This window comes from Nostoc sp. KVJ3, assembly GCF_026127265.1.
In the GTDB taxonomy this organism is placed as follows: Bacteria; Cyanobacteriota; Cyanobacteriia; order Cyanobacteriales; family Nostocaceae; genus Nostoc.
This window is the reverse complement of sequence record NZ_WWFG01000007.1, coordinates 37,935-52,369: the sequence shown is the minus strand read 5'-3', so window position 1 is coordinate 52,369 and position 14,435 is coordinate 37,935. Positions and strand designations below refer to the sequence as shown.

The following is a 14,435-nucleotide window of genomic DNA, read 5'->3' as shown; positions in this document are numbered from 1 at the left end:
GATGATGCGTAGTTTACCGCCGTAGGCATCGCAGCCCTTTAATTAAGGCGTTCTGCAATAATCTCTATGATTTTTGCTATTCCTTCGGGGCTGGCATCCTCTGAAGGCATAACAGTTATCAAAGATAGACAATGGCGATTCAGCACTGTCTTTGCATGATATGGAAGAGTAGCATAAGTGCATCCATTTAGTTCTGTCTTAACTTCTAGTCCGCTCAAAATTAATTGATTACTGTAAAAATCGACAATTGCTTTTAACCTTTGTTTGCCATCAATAACTTTGTATGTATGATATGACTTTTCATAGATAACAATTGGCATTACAGGAAAATTAATAATAAAAGATTCAATTAACTGGGATTTTTTAACATCATCCCAATCCACAGCAGATTGACTATAATTATCAATCCTCATGTAATTAGGATTAGACCTAATTTTTTCAACTAAGGCTGGTAGCTTTATCCTGTCAATTTCTTGAATTAATCTGTCTTGACTAGATTCATATTTGGCATTAATTTCATCGTCAGAGTTCATTCTTTTCCACCCATTACTAGAACTGGCTCAATCCAAACTAGTTTTCTTTGCTGTCTGCCTTCGCCATAAGGTTGATTACGTAAAAAGCCTCTGCGCCAATGGACGCTCTTAGTACCATGTGTACCGCTACTGCCTTCACTACTTTTCGTTCCTTCACGCTTGAGTCGATATCCAAGTCCAAGCCAAAGTGGTTGATAAAAATCTTGCGCTTGCGCTTTGCCAAAACCCCTATTCACCCTGACTAGTTCGCTGGTTGTATCTACAAGTTCAGGGCGGCACTCCATTATCAAAATTAATCGTAGAAAAATTGATTGTAGATATTGATTAAAATCTGTAACTACTTGGGGATTGAAATCTTGAGTGTCAGTATATGTAAATTTTTTTAAGTTATCGCTAATTTTCAATCTGCGGCAAAAAACGGTATCCCTATCTATTGCAGCCCAATAAAGTAAGTCCTCAGATGTATCACAATGCCAAAAAATTGTATCAATACTACGTTTTTCTGGGGAAAGAATTACACCCTTGGGCAACATAAAAAATCCTGTTTTCATTGCCCACTGCAAATTTTCAACTTCAATATCTAAATGTGATTGCATCAATGCGCTTAATAAATCATTATTTACCCAATAAGCAGGGCATTTGGCTTGCCCTACTTTAAAAAGCGTGTAGAGGGTAATATACCTTGAATCCTTGGGGTTAGTTCTTAGTTGGCGCAGTAGCTTTTGTTCCTCCGAAGAGTAATAAAATTCTGCAACAATACCGCACATCTTTTCATAGCTTTCGTAACCATCTACATGAACAACGGGACGAATAACAATTTCATTAAACCAACCTCTAGGTTTTTTAGTCATGTTTTGCTTTTAGCACCAAGATATACAAATTGCGCTTTTAATTAAAAAATATATGCTTAGTAAAATTATATATTAGCTAAATTATATTCATTACAATATCTTTAATAATTAGATAATTGACTAACAGAAATAATAAAAATTGTGCAAATTGATAATTTGAATTTAAGTACCCAGCTTGAAAAGTAAAAACCCATCCACATACCAACATTAAAATTGATATAAATATTGATTGTTGGATATAAAACTTTAAAGCAGAACCGTTGAGTTTACTATTGCGTGGAAGCCAAACTGTAGTAAAAATTAAGTAAGCTATACTGACAATTATATAAAAAATACCCAACAGAGAGGGTGGATTTTTACCGAAAGTAACCTGAGCTAAATACAGCATCTCTTAAAAATCCTCTAATCTATATCCATAAAAATGAGCCTACGTGTTACGCCGCTCGTCTCGAAAACTCTTCACGATGCCATTGTAGAGAATCAAGTCTAGGATAATACTGCTGCTGACTGGGTAAGATAATGCGATCGCCCCTAAATTCTCGCATCGGCTTGGCGTTGGGTGAATCTTCCCGCAGGTTGTCAGCAACAATAATGGTGTAATCGTCGTTGATAGTAAACCAAAAGCGGTCAAATGCCCAGTGATGATTTTTGCACAGTGACAGCCCGTTATTGATGCGGTCGTCGTAGAACTGGGAGAATGGTTTGATGTGTGAGCCGTCAACGATATTCTGAGCATTAATATCGAGTATCTGTAACCCGCAAAACGCGCAGCGTTGGTTGTAAGTTGAAACTACAATTTTGCGAAAAGCACCATCTCGCACAATTACAGCTTGCTCATCTTCTAATTCCTCTGGTTGGTAGACCTTACCACCGGAGCGTTGCAACTGGTCTTGTAGTTCAGCAAAGGCATTAACTTGCAATAATGACTCTATATCCTGTGTACGCTCGTTAAACCACGAATTAATGAGTGTGTGGGTTAGTACAGTGCGATGGCTCTCGTTTTGCAGCAGTGACCAGAGTTCATCATCAAGGTAGGCGTACTCAACTGCCTGCCGAATAGCCCCAGGAGTAACAATTTTTGCTTTAGATGTAACCGTTAATTCAAATCCGAGATTGGGTTGGAAATGCCAAAAGCCATCGCTTCTAAGGTAAAAAAACGGTTGCCCAATATCTGGTTTGCGTACTGGCTCCAGGTGACTCCAAAGTTTAAGAAATGTGGCAATGAGTTCAGCCGATAAAGGAATTTGGTTTCGCCTAATCTCCCCCTGGCTTATCAGCTCGATAATTGACAGCAGCAAAATGGGTTTATTCGGTGCAACCCCACTAGAACGGGATACCCTGAGATTGGCAAACTTATTGACGTAGTAGGCGAGATTTTTCGTCATTATTCACATAACTGTATAGGTCGTTTGCCATCTGCCACAAATTCTTACTGATTTACTCAACTAGAGCTAGAGCAATTTTATCGTTTAAAATAACCGCTTTAGCAGTAGTTATAGGTGTATAAGGCATTACATCTTTGCAATAAAACAGTGGGTGGCCGGGATGCAAGTTATATGTCACTCGCTGGTAGCCTAATCCTATGAGCGATCGCACTGCGTTATCAGTCAGCTTATCCCACTCTAAAGACTGCAAAATACCCACAACATAGGCGTGGACATTTTTGCGCCCTTGAGCGATCGCACGTTCTCGTCCCTTGCGCTCAACTTCAAACACGGCATCGGTTAGTTGACACAGCCCAGCATGACTAAGCAGCGACCCGCTTTTTCCCCCTTGCTTGAGTGAAAAGACGTGGTAATGCAGGTTGAAGTAAACCGCTACACGCTGACCGTAGTATGCGGCTGGGTGAATTGTGCTAAATGGATACCGATGAGTCATGATGAGCGTGCAGCTACAACCTGCATAGTTTACAACAAACCATTAGCTAACTAATACTGATAACCGTAATATAACCGAGGTGTTTTTAGTTACTCAAAAGCTAGGCTGTAGCCGAAAATAATGAGTATCTAAAAATACAATGATCGAGTCAAAGTTTTTGGCAATTGACCCGAAGCTAGAGGATTACTGGCGGGCAATTATATTGTTTGGTAAAAACGTTGCTTGTTATAAATTTGCGTTGGCAAAGTCATTGTTAGAATTAGCACTACAGGGTAAAACTACTATCACCTTGGAAGAGTTAGCAGAACCGTATTCACGTTATGTAGTTGAACACATACAGAAGTGTGATACGCAACATCAAAAAACTGACCGCCCGTATCCTTTTATTGAGGCGTGCCGACAGTTTAAAGCGGGTGCGATCGCACGGAACGAATTGCTTGAGATAACGAGGAACAAAGGATTTGATGTGGTGTTGGGTGCGTTCCACAATGTTGGATCTGGACAAGTACCCGTAAGCTTTTACGACAAGCCCAGGAAGCGCAAAGAGATTATTGTTAAGGATGAATTATTTAAGTTATTAGAAACTGAGCAATTTCATAACTTATTGCCGGAAGTAGATGCAAGGTGGCAACTTGTAGAAACTGCTTGGGATTTAGATATTTCACGCAATCTCCTGACTGTAAACTACGACTCAGCCCAACAGTTGCTATTTACGTTTGGCGAAGGCAAGCGGCGGGTAGATATTACCTCATGCCGGAATGCCCTCAACGGCTATCAAAAAGGTAAGTGCTTTTACTCATTTGCAGATATTTCGATTGAGGCACGTTCTAAAAACCTAACTGATGTAGACCATTTCTTTCCTCACTCTTTGAACGAATTTATACCAAACATCGATGGTGTATGGAATTTGGTGCTGTCATCCACAGAATGTAACCGAGGCGAAGGGGGAAAATTTGATAGGCTCCCTGACACCAAATATTTAGAACGCCTGTACAATCGCAACGAATTTTTGATTACCAGCAACCATCCTCTACGCGAAACGCTTATTCAACAAACGGGTAACACGGAAGAAAAACGGCACTATTTTTTGCAGTCCATGTACAATACAGCACAAACACTTTCAGGAACTGGACGTAATGATGGCTGGAAATCAAAGTTTGAATATCCGGTAACGTTCTAAAATAACAGATGCAACGTCTGGGTTCCAAAAAAATATGCGCGAATATCGCTGCACCCGTAATGCTCTCTATGCTCATGACTGCACTGGGCGCGATGACCTTAGAGAACGCCAGGGGCATTTCATCTGGGCAATCAACGAAGAAGCTGCATGGCAAGAAATGGCGCGGCGGTATCCAGAGGAAACCGCAGAGGGGTTTAGTGTCCAGGAGTGGGAAAGTTTTGACGTTAAGGTGGTGGAAGTGAGGCGAGATGAAAATGGAAACATTATTGAGTAGCCAAAACTTGAGTTGCTGTTATACAAATGCCAATGCGATGCCACCGGTTCATGGCGGGTACGCCATCGCTATTTAATTTCCTTAGCTAAATCTATCCAAGCCTCAATACCTTTTGTAGTAGGTGTGCCGCTTATAGTAAACGTGCAGATACTACGGCTATGACTATCGCTATAGCTAATGTGAATCGGTCGCTCGATACCATAGTAGTACAGCCTATCAAATGGCAAGCGTGCATCTAAAATCCAGTCAACAACCTTATTGCTCGATACATTCGCAATCCGAAAATCGCAAGCGGCTCCCAAGCGATCGCAGTAGTATTTTCCATTGCGGTTAACTTCGTATGCCATGTGTTGGTCAAGATTTGGGGCAACCCGTCCATTTTTTAAGCCTGTTACAGGATCTTTCTGCTCCAAAAAACGTTTCAAGTCTTTGGAGCAGAAACCATAAGTAAGTTGAAATTGCTCTCGACCAAAATGGTTAATAATAGGGTCAATAATATGATTGCAGAGATTTTGCAAAGCATCTATACTATCGGAGTTTGTAGGAAACGGATTAATCTGCTTGGTGTACTTTTGATAAGTGTTAGTGCAAGTGCAAAAATCGATAAGGCTTAAATACTGTCCCAACAAAAGATTTTGAGATTCCATCATCAACCGCCAATACTACTAAAACATCAGTTATTTGTTAAAAAGATAAATTTCCTAAAATAGCTTTAACTACATAACAAAATTAGAATAAAATTGAATTAACATATATATTTTAAATTTAATGATTAGCTCATTACGGCTGCTAAATTTTAAAGCATTTGAGAATCAATTAGTTGAATTCAAATCGCTTACTCTACTCTCTGGTTATAATAGCACTGGTAAATCCTCTGTGTTGCAAGCACTATCACTGCTGCATCAATCTTACCAGCAAAATTTACTACAAAACACTGGCTTATTGCTCAATGGTAACTTGGTAAATATTGGTACAGCTAATGATGCTTTGTATGAAAATGCCAAACAAGACTACGTAGGATTTGAGCTTAGTTTAAAAAACGGAACTAAAGGAACATGGTACTTTAAATACAACTCATTAGAGAGAGAAGCAAATTTTTTAGAGAGTGGATTCAACTCTGTTGATGCCAATGTTTATCATTCAAGAATTTTTAGTAAAGAATTTCATCACCTTCAATCAGAACGTGCAACAGTTGCATCAGGAATCTTAAATTACCAAACGCGAAAGCTTAAACAAATTGGTGCGCTTGGTGAATATACAGCACATTTTCTCTACACTTATGGTAATCAACCAATCCCTATCGCCGAACTCGCTCACCCGCAAGCAAAATCAATAAATTTGATAGACCAAGTTGAGGCATGGATGGGAGAAATAAGTTCTGGTCTACGCCTCCAAGTTAACGCATATCTAGATATGGATTTGGTTAACTTAAAATTTAGTGAACATATTGGATACGGTATTACCTACGTTCTACCAATTATCGTAGCAATTCTAGCATCCAGTCCAGGTGCGTTAATTCTGATTGAACACCCAGAAACCGGACTCCATCTTCAAGCACAAACAAAGTTGGGTAAGCTGTTAGCACTGGCTGCTAACTGTGGTGTTCAAGTTGTGGTAGAAACTCATAGCGACCAGATTTTAAACAGCATTCGTCTTGCTGTGCATGGTGGTAAAATTGAGCCTGAAGATGTGCAGTTACATTACTTTCAACGTCAAGAAAACCAAGGTCAAGCTTTTATTAAAGTTGTGTCACCACGCATTGATAAAGACGGCAGAATTGACCGATGGCCTGATGGGTTCTTCGATGAATGGGAAAACAGTTTAATAGTTTTATTAGAACCTGTAAAACCATAACTTGCTTCTGGCAGTGCTACGCTCATCGATGAATGTTCCCGCATCATCTACCAGTAGTAAATTAGATGCTAGAATGTAGTAACCATTATCACGTAATTAATATTATGAACGATTTTACACAAACAATTTTGCTTAGACAAGAAGCTCAAGCAAATTTAGATAATTTAGTTAACAATTTACAAACAATACAATCTTTATTACAAAAAGGTCAAAGCCCAAGAATAGAAAATATCATTAAAGAATCAATATATCTTATTGAAAAAATGATGCCAAATCTAGCATTTGATAATGCTTTGAAATTGACTTATTTAGTTAGATTCTTAGTGAATTGTCTATTGAATTTAGAAACAATCAGCAGTGATACAGATAAAATCGATCAGACTATTCAAGAAATTACTATTTGGCATGATACCGTTATCACAATATTCCAATCCAACTAATATATTTAATAAATAGAGATGCACATTAACGTTTAATATCAATAAACACGTAAATGTGTGTAGCGATGCCTATGCTCATCCGGCAGTTCTATTACACTTCCAACTCTCGTAGCAATGCCTCATTTATCCTTTGTGCCTCTTCTCCACTAGTTTCTACCACATCAAAACCTTCTTTGACTGCTGCTTGTACTCTAGGCGGTAGTGCTTCAAATTTATCGTTGTTGAGTATGGAAATGCGGCAACCAATGTAGGGCATAAAGTCAACAAATGGCTGCATTCCCGATTTAATCAAAAGTTTTGATAACAACGTAATGGGATGGTAGGGTTTATCGTTGTCTGAAGTGCTGTTAATTTCCGATGCAAAGTAACCACACAGCCAACTGAGGCTATCAATATCTCCCTGAAATGCTGCTAAAATACCTGTCACTACTTGTTGATTGAGCTTAACAGGCAGGTTGTCAAAAATTTGGTCTAAGGCTTCTGGGTGTCGCTTGTGGCAATAACGCACCGCCGATTCAACAAGTTTATCGATTTTGGTGGGTTGGCGTTGTCCAAATCCTTTGCCAGACATGGTAGTTGATGTATTGAATACAGGGATTTTAGCAGGGTTTGGCGGTTGTGAGGTGGCGATCGCCATGCATCCTCTAAGAATGGCGCACTTCAACAGTTATTTCCGTGGAAATGCGATCGCCTGACGATGCCAGAGGTGATTGCTTTACAATTACTCCAAATGACATTTTGGGGAAAAAATGAAGCAAGATGACCGCTATACACTGGCCACTGGGGAATTAGGCGCACATCGGCTTTCAATCCTCAACACAATTCACAAACCCTACACTGAATTTTTATTGCAGCGATTTGGGCTTGAGCCAGGAATGGTAGTAGCTGACATTGGTTGCGGTACGGGGAATGTTTCTAACTGGCTGGCTCAACAAGTTGGCTATAGTGGCTGGGTCTTTGCCCGGATTTCTCACAAAGCTTGAAGAAACAGGGGTCAAAAACTGCCAAAATGCATATTGCACAACAATTTCAGCAGTTTGAAGTATGACCCCAAATAAAAACGATTGTATACCAGAACAGTTTATATTTGAACAAGTAAAGTCATGTCCAGTTGTAGTTAATTTCAATAGTGAGCCTGTAACATCTGATGCAGGATTAACATTAATTGCGGAACTAGATAGAAAAAGAGAAATAACATCACGGCTGGCAGCATGTTTTAAAGATTACCGAGAGCCAAACAAAATTATGCATCCAGTTAATGGCTTAATTGCACAAAGAATATATGGCTTAATCATGGGCTATGAAGATGTAAATGACCATGAAACTCTACGCCATGATGGAATATTCGCACTGGCAGTAGGAAAAGCAATTAATTTAGAACAAGAACCAATTACTCTGGCCGGAAAAAGTACCTTAAATCGGATCGAGCATTGTCCAGAAGATATCTCTTCAAGAGCAGATAGTCGATATCACCGTATTGAACATGATGCATCAGCCATAGAAACACTCCTAGTTGAGCTATTTTTAGAATCTTATCGAAAGCCGCCACGACAGATAACTTTAGATTTAGATGTTACCGATGACCCCGTACATGGTAATCAAGAAAAAATATTTTTTAATCCTTATTATCGAGGGTATTGTTATGCGCCACTTTATATTTTCTGCGGGAAACATTTACTTGCGGCAAAGCTTCGTGCGTCTAATGTTGACCCTGCGGAAGGAGGATTAGGAGAATTACAAAGAGTAATAAAAATAATCCGCTCACGATGGAAAGAGGTGAAAATTATTATTCGTGGGGATAGTGCTTATTCGAGAGAAGATATAATGAGTTGGTGTGAATCTCAAACTGAAATTTATTATGTATTGGGACTCGCTCAAAATAATAGGCTACTCCAGCTATCTCAATCAATTCAGTATCGCGCATCCCAAGAATATTCAGGAAAAATTAAACATATAGTCGAGTTTTTTGAAACCTTATTTCCTCCATCACCAGATTTAAAGAACGACGCAGCAATATTTGTTGATAACTCAGTTTGGTATTGCTCTCTTGACTACCAAACTCTAGATAGTTGGAGCCGTCATCGTCGTGTTGTCGCCAAAGTTGAATATAGCCATAAAGAAGTTGATACTCGCTTTGTAGTCACTTCGCTCCCTGTTAATAAAATCCCGCCAGGGCGACTTTATACTCAAAAGTACTGCCCGCGCGGGAATATGGAAAATTGTTTAAAAGAACAAAAGCTCGGGTTACATAGTGATAGAACAAGTACCCATACGTTTGAAGGAAATCAATTACGTTTGTGGTTTGCGTCTATTGCTTATATTTTGATGAATGCTCTACGAGAACAATGTTTAGCAAAGACGGAATTTAAAAATGCAACTGTTGAGACTATACGCACAAAATTATTGAAGCTAGGAGCCGTCATTACTATCAGGAAACGACGAATTTTAATCGCAATTAGTAGTGCCTGCCCTTATAAAGAGATTTTCGCAATGGTTTATAAGAGTTTATCTCAATTACCTTGCCCTGGCTGATAATGACCTAATTTAATTCATAAGTAATAACTGATTTTTATTTTTAATAGCTGGTTTTTAGGGTTATTTTACTTGGTTTAAACCCATAAATTGGCATATCAATTTTTATTATTAGAAGTTAGTTTTATCAGTATTTATTATTTTTGATGTATTGTATGTATCTTGAATGGGGTCGGTCTTTACTTGGAGTTGCCCACGTTCTGGAGGTATTTTGATGATGTATTAATTTAATCATCTTAAATTTGACTAATCCAAGCATTTTTTTCTCACTTGTGAGAAATCCAGGTTTGGTGTAGATATCAGTGCCGAACAACTAGAGCTTGCACAACAGAATGCAGAGGTTCAGGGTTTAAGCAATGTCACATTTTCCCTTGGCAGTGCCTACGATACAGGATTACCTAAAGAATCTTTTGATTTGGTTTACTGTCGCTTTTTGCTAATGCACCTAACTCATCCTGCTGATGCACTAGACCAAATGCGATCGCTTCTTAAGCCTGGGGGAATATTAGTTTGCGAGGAAGCAGACTTTAGCTGTGCCTTTTGTGATCCGCCGTCCCCAGCTTATGAGCGTTGTTTTGAGCTTTTCTTAGCTATCAGCGACGTTCGTGGTCAGCATTTTCGTCTTGGAGCTACTTTATACCGAGTTTTTCAGGATGTTGGGTTAGCTAACCCAGAAGTTTGTTTGGTTCAACCTGTCGTATTGCGTAAGGATAACAAGCGTCTAATCGATTTGTCACTGTTCGAGGTAGTTGATGCTCTCATCGAAGCTGGAATAACAACACCAGAGGAGATTGACCAGACAATTACCCAAATCAGAGCGTTAGCGGCTGATGAAAAAACAGTGTTTGGTATCCCTCGTGTCACACAAGTCTGGGCAAGAAAATAAATAATTAATATTGATTATCCATCCCTAACTTCGAGTTGATAAATCCTCATTGATGGGTGTTCGTCCATCATCCGCCAGTAATAGCCCTGGGGCGGCTGCATTGTCCTACCACCACAGCGATACAAGAATATTGGCTCACCCCGACGCATCACTTTTTTTACCACCTGCTCTAAACTGGGGTCTGGGTTGTTGCTGTTATACCAGACAAGGTATGACTTTCCAGAATACCCAGCATTCAGCAGACTTGCAAATAGCCATTCCATCAGCGATTGAATTTGCTCTTGGCTAACGCCGCAGCCTTGTTGCCCGTAGCTATCAATGGTGGGTTGGGCTGGTTTGGGTTTGAGAAAGTTCAAGATTTTCATGATGTTGGGGGACGCAACTATTAATAGGGTTCCCATTTGATTGATTGGGGCGTAGTTTATCGCCGTAGGTCTTACCCTGAGCCTGCGCCGTACCCCGGAGGGGAAGCAAGCTACGCGGAGCGTCTCTAAGAGTTGGGCATCGCTATGCATCCTCGCTTGATTGGGGCGATCGCAGCCCGCTTTTATCGCTGCTCTCAAAAATTGGTAGAGTTAGCAAGATTACCCAACGGCTTTGGGGAGTATCGTCGGCAATGCCAATAAAAAGAAAACGCTACGCAAACAATTACTGGAGTTTAGACTAAAAGCGATATGAGAGAACGCAAATCAAAAGGAATTAGAGGTTAAAAATATTATCTTGTCAGCCTTAAAGCATCCTGACCTTTAACAATTATTGTGTAGTATACCTGCTCAGAAAATAATACAATAATGATAATCATGAAAAGGGTGGGAGAGAAACGAGCGACGCTCGTTTCTCTCCCACCCCCCTTATTCGATTATCATTATCATATAATAAGCAAGAAGAAAAGGGGTGTCTGATTGAATACAGGCCCCCTTTTGGCAGAAGCTGAGAAACGAACTACCATTACTCAGATGCCAAGATGAAACGTGCCAGATTAGAAGAATTCCGTCAAGCAGTCTACAAATATTTAGGCAGAGCACACGATGCAACTTTTGAGTTGACAGATGCCATATTGCTAACTAGAAATGTTTATTGCCTAGCAGAATTGTCCCTATCGCCAGTATTTAGAAGGAAGTGGCCAAGTATCTATGAGGCACTACAAGATAGTAGGCCACAGCGACAGAAATTGATGCAGCTATATATCAAACAAATCCCCGCAGAGGGACGACCATTGTTAGCAGGAGATCACACAAACTGGTCACGCCCAGATGCCGTCAGGTTGCAAGAGCGAACTTATGAGCATAGTGGCACATCCATAGCAGGAAATAAACCGATTACCATTGGTCAAGGATATAGCACAATTGCCTGGATACCTGAAAATGAGGGAAGTTGGGCATTACCATTAAGACATGAACGGATCACAAGTGCCGAAAGTCCTATTGGGAAAGCAATTTGGCAACTCAAACAGGTGTGTAAATATTTGCCTACCAGACCGATTTCAGTTTGGGATAGTGAATATGGTTGTGCGCCTTTTATCTTAAAAACTGCGAATATTCCAGCAGATATTCTCGTTCGGTTGCGTTCAAATCTGTGTTTATGGGGTGAACCAAAAGCTTATTCGGGAAAGGGGCGACCTAAAAAGCATGGTGATAAATTTAAACTGAATGAGCCCACAACATGGAATGAAGCAACATCTGTATTAGAAATAAATGACCCAAAATTAGGACGTGTGCGTGTGAGCTTGTGGAAAGATTTACACTTCCGTCAGGCTGCTACACGTCCAATGTTAATCATCAGAGTTGAACGTCTGGACGCGCAAGGTAACATGAGAGTGTCCAAACCTTTGTGGTTGGCTTGGGTAGGAGAAGAAATGCCACCCTTAGAAGAAGTTTGGTGTCTTTACTTGCGTCGCTTTACCATTGACCACTGGTATCGCTTTTTGAAGCAGCGTCTACATTGGACTGTACCAAACTTTGGTACTCCTAAGCAAAGTGAACGGTGGAGTGACCTCATGCCTCTGATGACTTGGGAATTGTGGTTAGCCCGCGATATCGTTACTGACAATCCTTTACCTTGGCAGAAGTCTCTAGATAAATTGACCCCTGGAAGAGTTGCTCAAGCTATAGGTGGAGTTTTTGCGGCCATTGGTACTCCCACCTCTGCACCCAAACCTCGCGGAAAGTCTCCCGGTTGGCAACAAGGAAAGAAGCGTCACCGTAAAAACCGATGTCCCATTGTTAAAAAAACAGTAGCACGACCACCTAAAGAACCATCTGTTGCTGTTTAATACCCAAGATTCTTCATACTTTTGCTAAGTCTCTGATTAACTCAGCCCTGCTGGGTCATTTTCCATTGCTTAGTCTAAACTCCAGCAATTAGGATTTATGAGATATTTACGTCATCTGGTGCTGAGTATATGTAGTTGCATGGTATTACTGAGGGCGACTGCAATGCCCTGTTTTGCGGCTGAGAAAATTATTTTTCGCTATGGTGTATTTGAAGAATCCCTACCTGTTGCTGATTTACGTAAGTATGCACAAAAGCAAGAAGTTTCTTCTGATTTGCAATTTTTTCTCAAATTTTTCAGTCGGGAAGAACAATTTGAGTTTCATCAGGCGCTACAAGTAAAAGCATCTCTTGATATTGGGGCTTTGGATAAGCTGTTAAATACAGAACTAGCTAAAGAAATTCTATCTGCGGTTTCCCAAGGTATCGCCCGTCGTGACCAAGCCGGGGTACAAGCACTAGACGCGGCTGTGATCATCGGGGCGAATTCTCAAGAGGGTTTGGGGATCATCAGCTTTCTTGAAGCATATCCTAGTCAAAGACTAGTTATTAATGTTCCAGCAGTGTTCAAAATAGCAAGTAAGTTAAATCTATCTCCTATTGAAATACCACCTAAAGATAACTTAAGTTCTACACCTTTATGGCAACTTGAAGTTCAATATCAGCAATTTGCTACTCAAGGAAAGCAATTCCAGGCTTGCTTGTTTGGGGATTCTGTAACTGCCGAAATGGGTAATACTCTGGGGAAAGGTACTTTTAATTTTGCCTTAAATGGGATAAGCGGGATTTCACTTGTTGAACAACTAAAACTTCTCATTCCAACTAAAATTAAATGCGAAAAAGCTGTGATTGCGATTGGAGGGAATGATGCCTGGTATGGATTAAGTGATTCCTTATTTGCGAACAAACTCCAAGATTCAATTTCCTTAGTGCGAAGCCTTGGGAGTAATCAAATATTCTTAATTCCCGCTTTTTACTCAACAGTTACCGCTAGTAAAGATCCAAGTATTTCCGCAACAAATCTTCGGGTAGAGCAAATCAATACTGTGATGAATCAAGTTGCAATTAAAAATCATATACCATTGGAACTACAAGAGGTTCAATCATTAAATGAGAATCAGGCTTTGAAAGATGATTTAAGTTCAGAAGATGGCGCTCATTTAAATAATGAGGGAATAAATATTTATCGGCAGGCTTTATTAAAGATTCTAGGTAAATAACGAGATTTGATTAACACTACTCGCGTTCGCTTGATTGGGGCGATGCCAACGGCTGCAAACTACGCAGTATTAACTTTTTTTCCTCTAAGAAACCAGTGCGATCGCCTGCGTGCTTCGCGCCATTGCTCGAAGTTTCCTCTAAGAATTTGGGAGCGCAATCCCCGCTTGAGCGCGATTGGTAAACTACGCATCCTTAACTTTTCCTCTCTTGATTAGCGATCGCCATGCATCCTCTAAGAATTAGGTGGGGCGATCGCTAATCAAATTACTTTACCTAATACTGCCTCCAAACGAGTGGTAAATTCTGAGGAGCGATCGCAAGTCAGAATCAACTGCTCAATTGCCCGTGTCATTGCAACATACAATAGTCGTGCTTCTTCTTCTGGTGTGTTGTATTGATGGGGCATATAACTGTAACGACCTGCAATACTAATCGCTCAAACCTGCAATCAAGACATTTTCAAACCAGGATTATTTGCAACTATAATTACGCTTCAGCCAGGATTATTTGCAACT

The 14,435-nt window shown here is 40.1% G+C and carries 18 protein-coding genes and 1 pseudogene; 10 read left to right on the top strand and 9 right to left on the bottom strand.

What is annotated here, in order from left to right; translation table 11 throughout:
- Positions 1 to 38: 38 nt before the first annotated feature.
- From GTQ43_RS37115 to GTQ43_RS37100, 4 genes are all read right to left on the bottom strand, one after another.
- Positions 39 to 533: a DUF262 domain-containing protein gene (locus GTQ43_RS37115; protein ID WP_265277681.1), complete on the bottom strand. Its 495-nt coding sequence runs from the start codon at positions 531 to 533 to the stop codon at positions 39 to 41.
- The gene (locus GTQ43_RS37110; RefSeq protein ID WP_265277680.1) at positions 530 to 1,384 is read right to left on the bottom strand and encodes a YjbH domain-containing protein; all 855 of its coding nucleotides are present in this window, start codon (positions 1,382 to 1,384) and stop codon (positions 530 to 532) included. Before GTQ43_RS37110 ends, GTQ43_RS37115 begins: the two co-directional genes overlap by 4 nt.
- A 434-nt stretch (positions 1,385 to 1,818) precedes the next feature.
- On the bottom strand, positions 1,819 to 2,769 hold the full coding sequence (locus GTQ43_RS37105; RefSeq protein ID WP_265277679.1) for an HNH endonuclease: 951 nt from the start codon (positions 2,767 to 2,769) through the stop codon (positions 1,819 to 1,821).
- A gap of 52 nt (positions 2,770 to 2,821) precedes the next feature.
- Entirely contained in the window at positions 2,822 to 3,262 is a 441-nt protein-coding gene (locus GTQ43_RS37100) for a hypothetical protein (protein ID WP_265277678.1), read from the bottom strand.
- A 139-nt stretch (positions 3,263 to 3,401) separates the two neighbouring features.
- Between GTQ43_RS37100 and GTQ43_RS37095 the strand changes: the two genes are divergently transcribed.
- Both GTQ43_RS37095 and GTQ43_RS37090 read left to right on the top strand, forming a co-directional pair.
- Entirely contained in the window at positions 3,402 to 4,442 is a 1,041-nt protein-coding gene (locus GTQ43_RS37095; RefSeq protein ID WP_265277677.1) for an HNH endonuclease domain-containing protein, read from the top strand.
- A gap of 34 nt (positions 4,443 to 4,476) precedes the next feature.
- Positions 4,477 to 4,716, top strand: a complete 240-nt coding sequence (locus GTQ43_RS37090) for a hypothetical protein (RefSeq protein WP_265277676.1) — start codon at positions 4,477 to 4,479, stop codon at positions 4,714 to 4,716.
- Positions 4,717 to 4,784: 68 nt separating this feature from the next.
- Here the strand turns inward: GTQ43_RS37090 and GTQ43_RS37085 are convergent, their stop codons facing one another.
- Positions 4,785 to 5,366 (bottom strand): hypothetical protein, encoded by a 582-nt coding sequence (locus GTQ43_RS37085; protein ID WP_265277675.1) that lies wholly within the window; start codon positions 5,364 to 5,366, stop codon positions 4,785 to 4,787.
- A gap of 118 nt (positions 5,367 to 5,484) precedes the next feature.
- Between GTQ43_RS37085 and GTQ43_RS37080 the strand changes: the two genes are divergently transcribed.
- Positions 5,485 to 6,570: an AAA family ATPase gene (locus tag GTQ43_RS37080; protein ID WP_265277674.1), complete on the top strand. Its 1,086-nt coding sequence runs from the start codon at positions 5,485 to 5,487 to the stop codon at positions 6,568 to 6,570.
- Between the two features lie 104 nt (positions 6,571 to 6,674).
- A complete protein-coding gene (locus GTQ43_RS37075) occupies positions 6,675 to 7,010 on the top strand; it encodes a hypothetical protein (RefSeq protein WP_265277673.1) in 336 nt (111 codons plus the stop codon).
- Positions 7,011 to 7,101: 91 nt separating this feature from the next.
- On the opposite strand, the gene GTQ43_RS37070 is transcribed toward GTQ43_RS37075, so the two are convergent.
- Complete coding sequence (locus tag GTQ43_RS37070; protein WP_265277672.1) at positions 7,102 to 7,581, bottom strand: hypothetical protein; 480 nt, start codon at positions 7,579 to 7,581, stop codon at positions 7,102 to 7,104.
- Between GTQ43_RS37070 and GTQ43_RS37065 the strand changes: the two genes are divergently transcribed.
- The 4 genes and pseudogenes from GTQ43_RS37065 to GTQ43_RS37050 form a co-directional block, all read left to right on the top strand.
- Positions 7,580 to 7,705, top strand: coding sequence for a hypothetical protein (locus GTQ43_RS37065; protein ID WP_265277671.1), 126 nt, complete (start codon positions 7,580 to 7,582; stop codon positions 7,703 to 7,705). The two genes, GTQ43_RS37070 and GTQ43_RS37065, sit on opposite strands and share 2 nt — an antisense overlap.
- 54 nt (positions 7,706 to 7,759) lie before the next feature.
- Complete coding sequence (locus GTQ43_RS37060; RefSeq protein ID WP_265277670.1) at positions 7,760 to 7,993, top strand: class I SAM-dependent methyltransferase; 234 nt, start codon at positions 7,760 to 7,762, stop codon at positions 7,991 to 7,993.
- Between the two features lie 61 nt (positions 7,994 to 8,054).
- Positions 8,055 to 9,542, top strand: a complete 1,488-nt coding sequence (locus GTQ43_RS37055; RefSeq protein WP_265277464.1) for an IS1380 family transposase — start codon at positions 8,055 to 8,057, stop codon at positions 9,540 to 9,542.
- A gap of 292 nt (positions 9,543 to 9,834) precedes the next feature.
- Positions 9,835 to 10,428: pseudogene (locus GTQ43_RS37050) on the top strand (class I SAM-dependent methyltransferase); the annotation flags it as partial.
- Positions 10,429 to 10,442: 14 nt separating this feature from the next.
- Here the strand turns inward: GTQ43_RS37050 and GTQ43_RS37045 are convergent.
- The gene (locus tag GTQ43_RS37045) at positions 10,443 to 10,793 is read right to left on the bottom strand and encodes a hypothetical protein (protein WP_265277669.1); all 351 of its coding nucleotides are present in this window, start codon (positions 10,791 to 10,793) and stop codon (positions 10,443 to 10,445) included.
- A 599-nt stretch (positions 10,794 to 11,392) separates the two neighbouring features.
- Here GTQ43_RS37045 and GTQ43_RS37040 point away from each other — a divergent pair.
- Both GTQ43_RS37040 and GTQ43_RS37035 read left to right on the top strand, forming a co-directional pair.
- On the top strand, positions 11,393 to 12,700 hold the full coding sequence (locus GTQ43_RS37040; protein WP_265270371.1) for an NF041680 family putative transposase: 1,308 nt from the start codon (positions 11,393 to 11,395) through the stop codon (positions 12,698 to 12,700).
- A gap of 163 nt (positions 12,701 to 12,863) precedes the next feature.
- Positions 12,864 to 13,919, top strand: a complete 1,056-nt coding sequence (locus tag GTQ43_RS37035; protein WP_265277668.1) for an alpha/beta hydrolase — start codon at positions 12,864 to 12,866, stop codon at positions 13,917 to 13,919.
- 59 nt (positions 13,920 to 13,978) lie between these two features.
- Here GTQ43_RS37035 and GTQ43_RS37030 read toward each other — a convergent pair whose 3' ends face one another.
- Both GTQ43_RS37030 and GTQ43_RS37025 read right to left on the bottom strand, forming a co-directional pair.
- Complete coding sequence (locus GTQ43_RS37030; RefSeq protein ID WP_265277667.1) at positions 13,979 to 14,110, bottom strand: hypothetical protein; 132 nt, start codon at positions 14,108 to 14,110, stop codon at positions 13,979 to 13,981.
- A gap of 69 nt (positions 14,111 to 14,179) precedes the next feature.
- Positions 14,180 to 14,326 (bottom strand): 3'-5' exonuclease, encoded by a 147-nt coding sequence (locus GTQ43_RS37025; RefSeq protein ID WP_265277666.1) that lies wholly within the window; start codon positions 14,324 to 14,326, stop codon positions 14,180 to 14,182.
- Between the last annotated feature and the right edge of the window lie 109 nt (positions 14,327 to 14,435).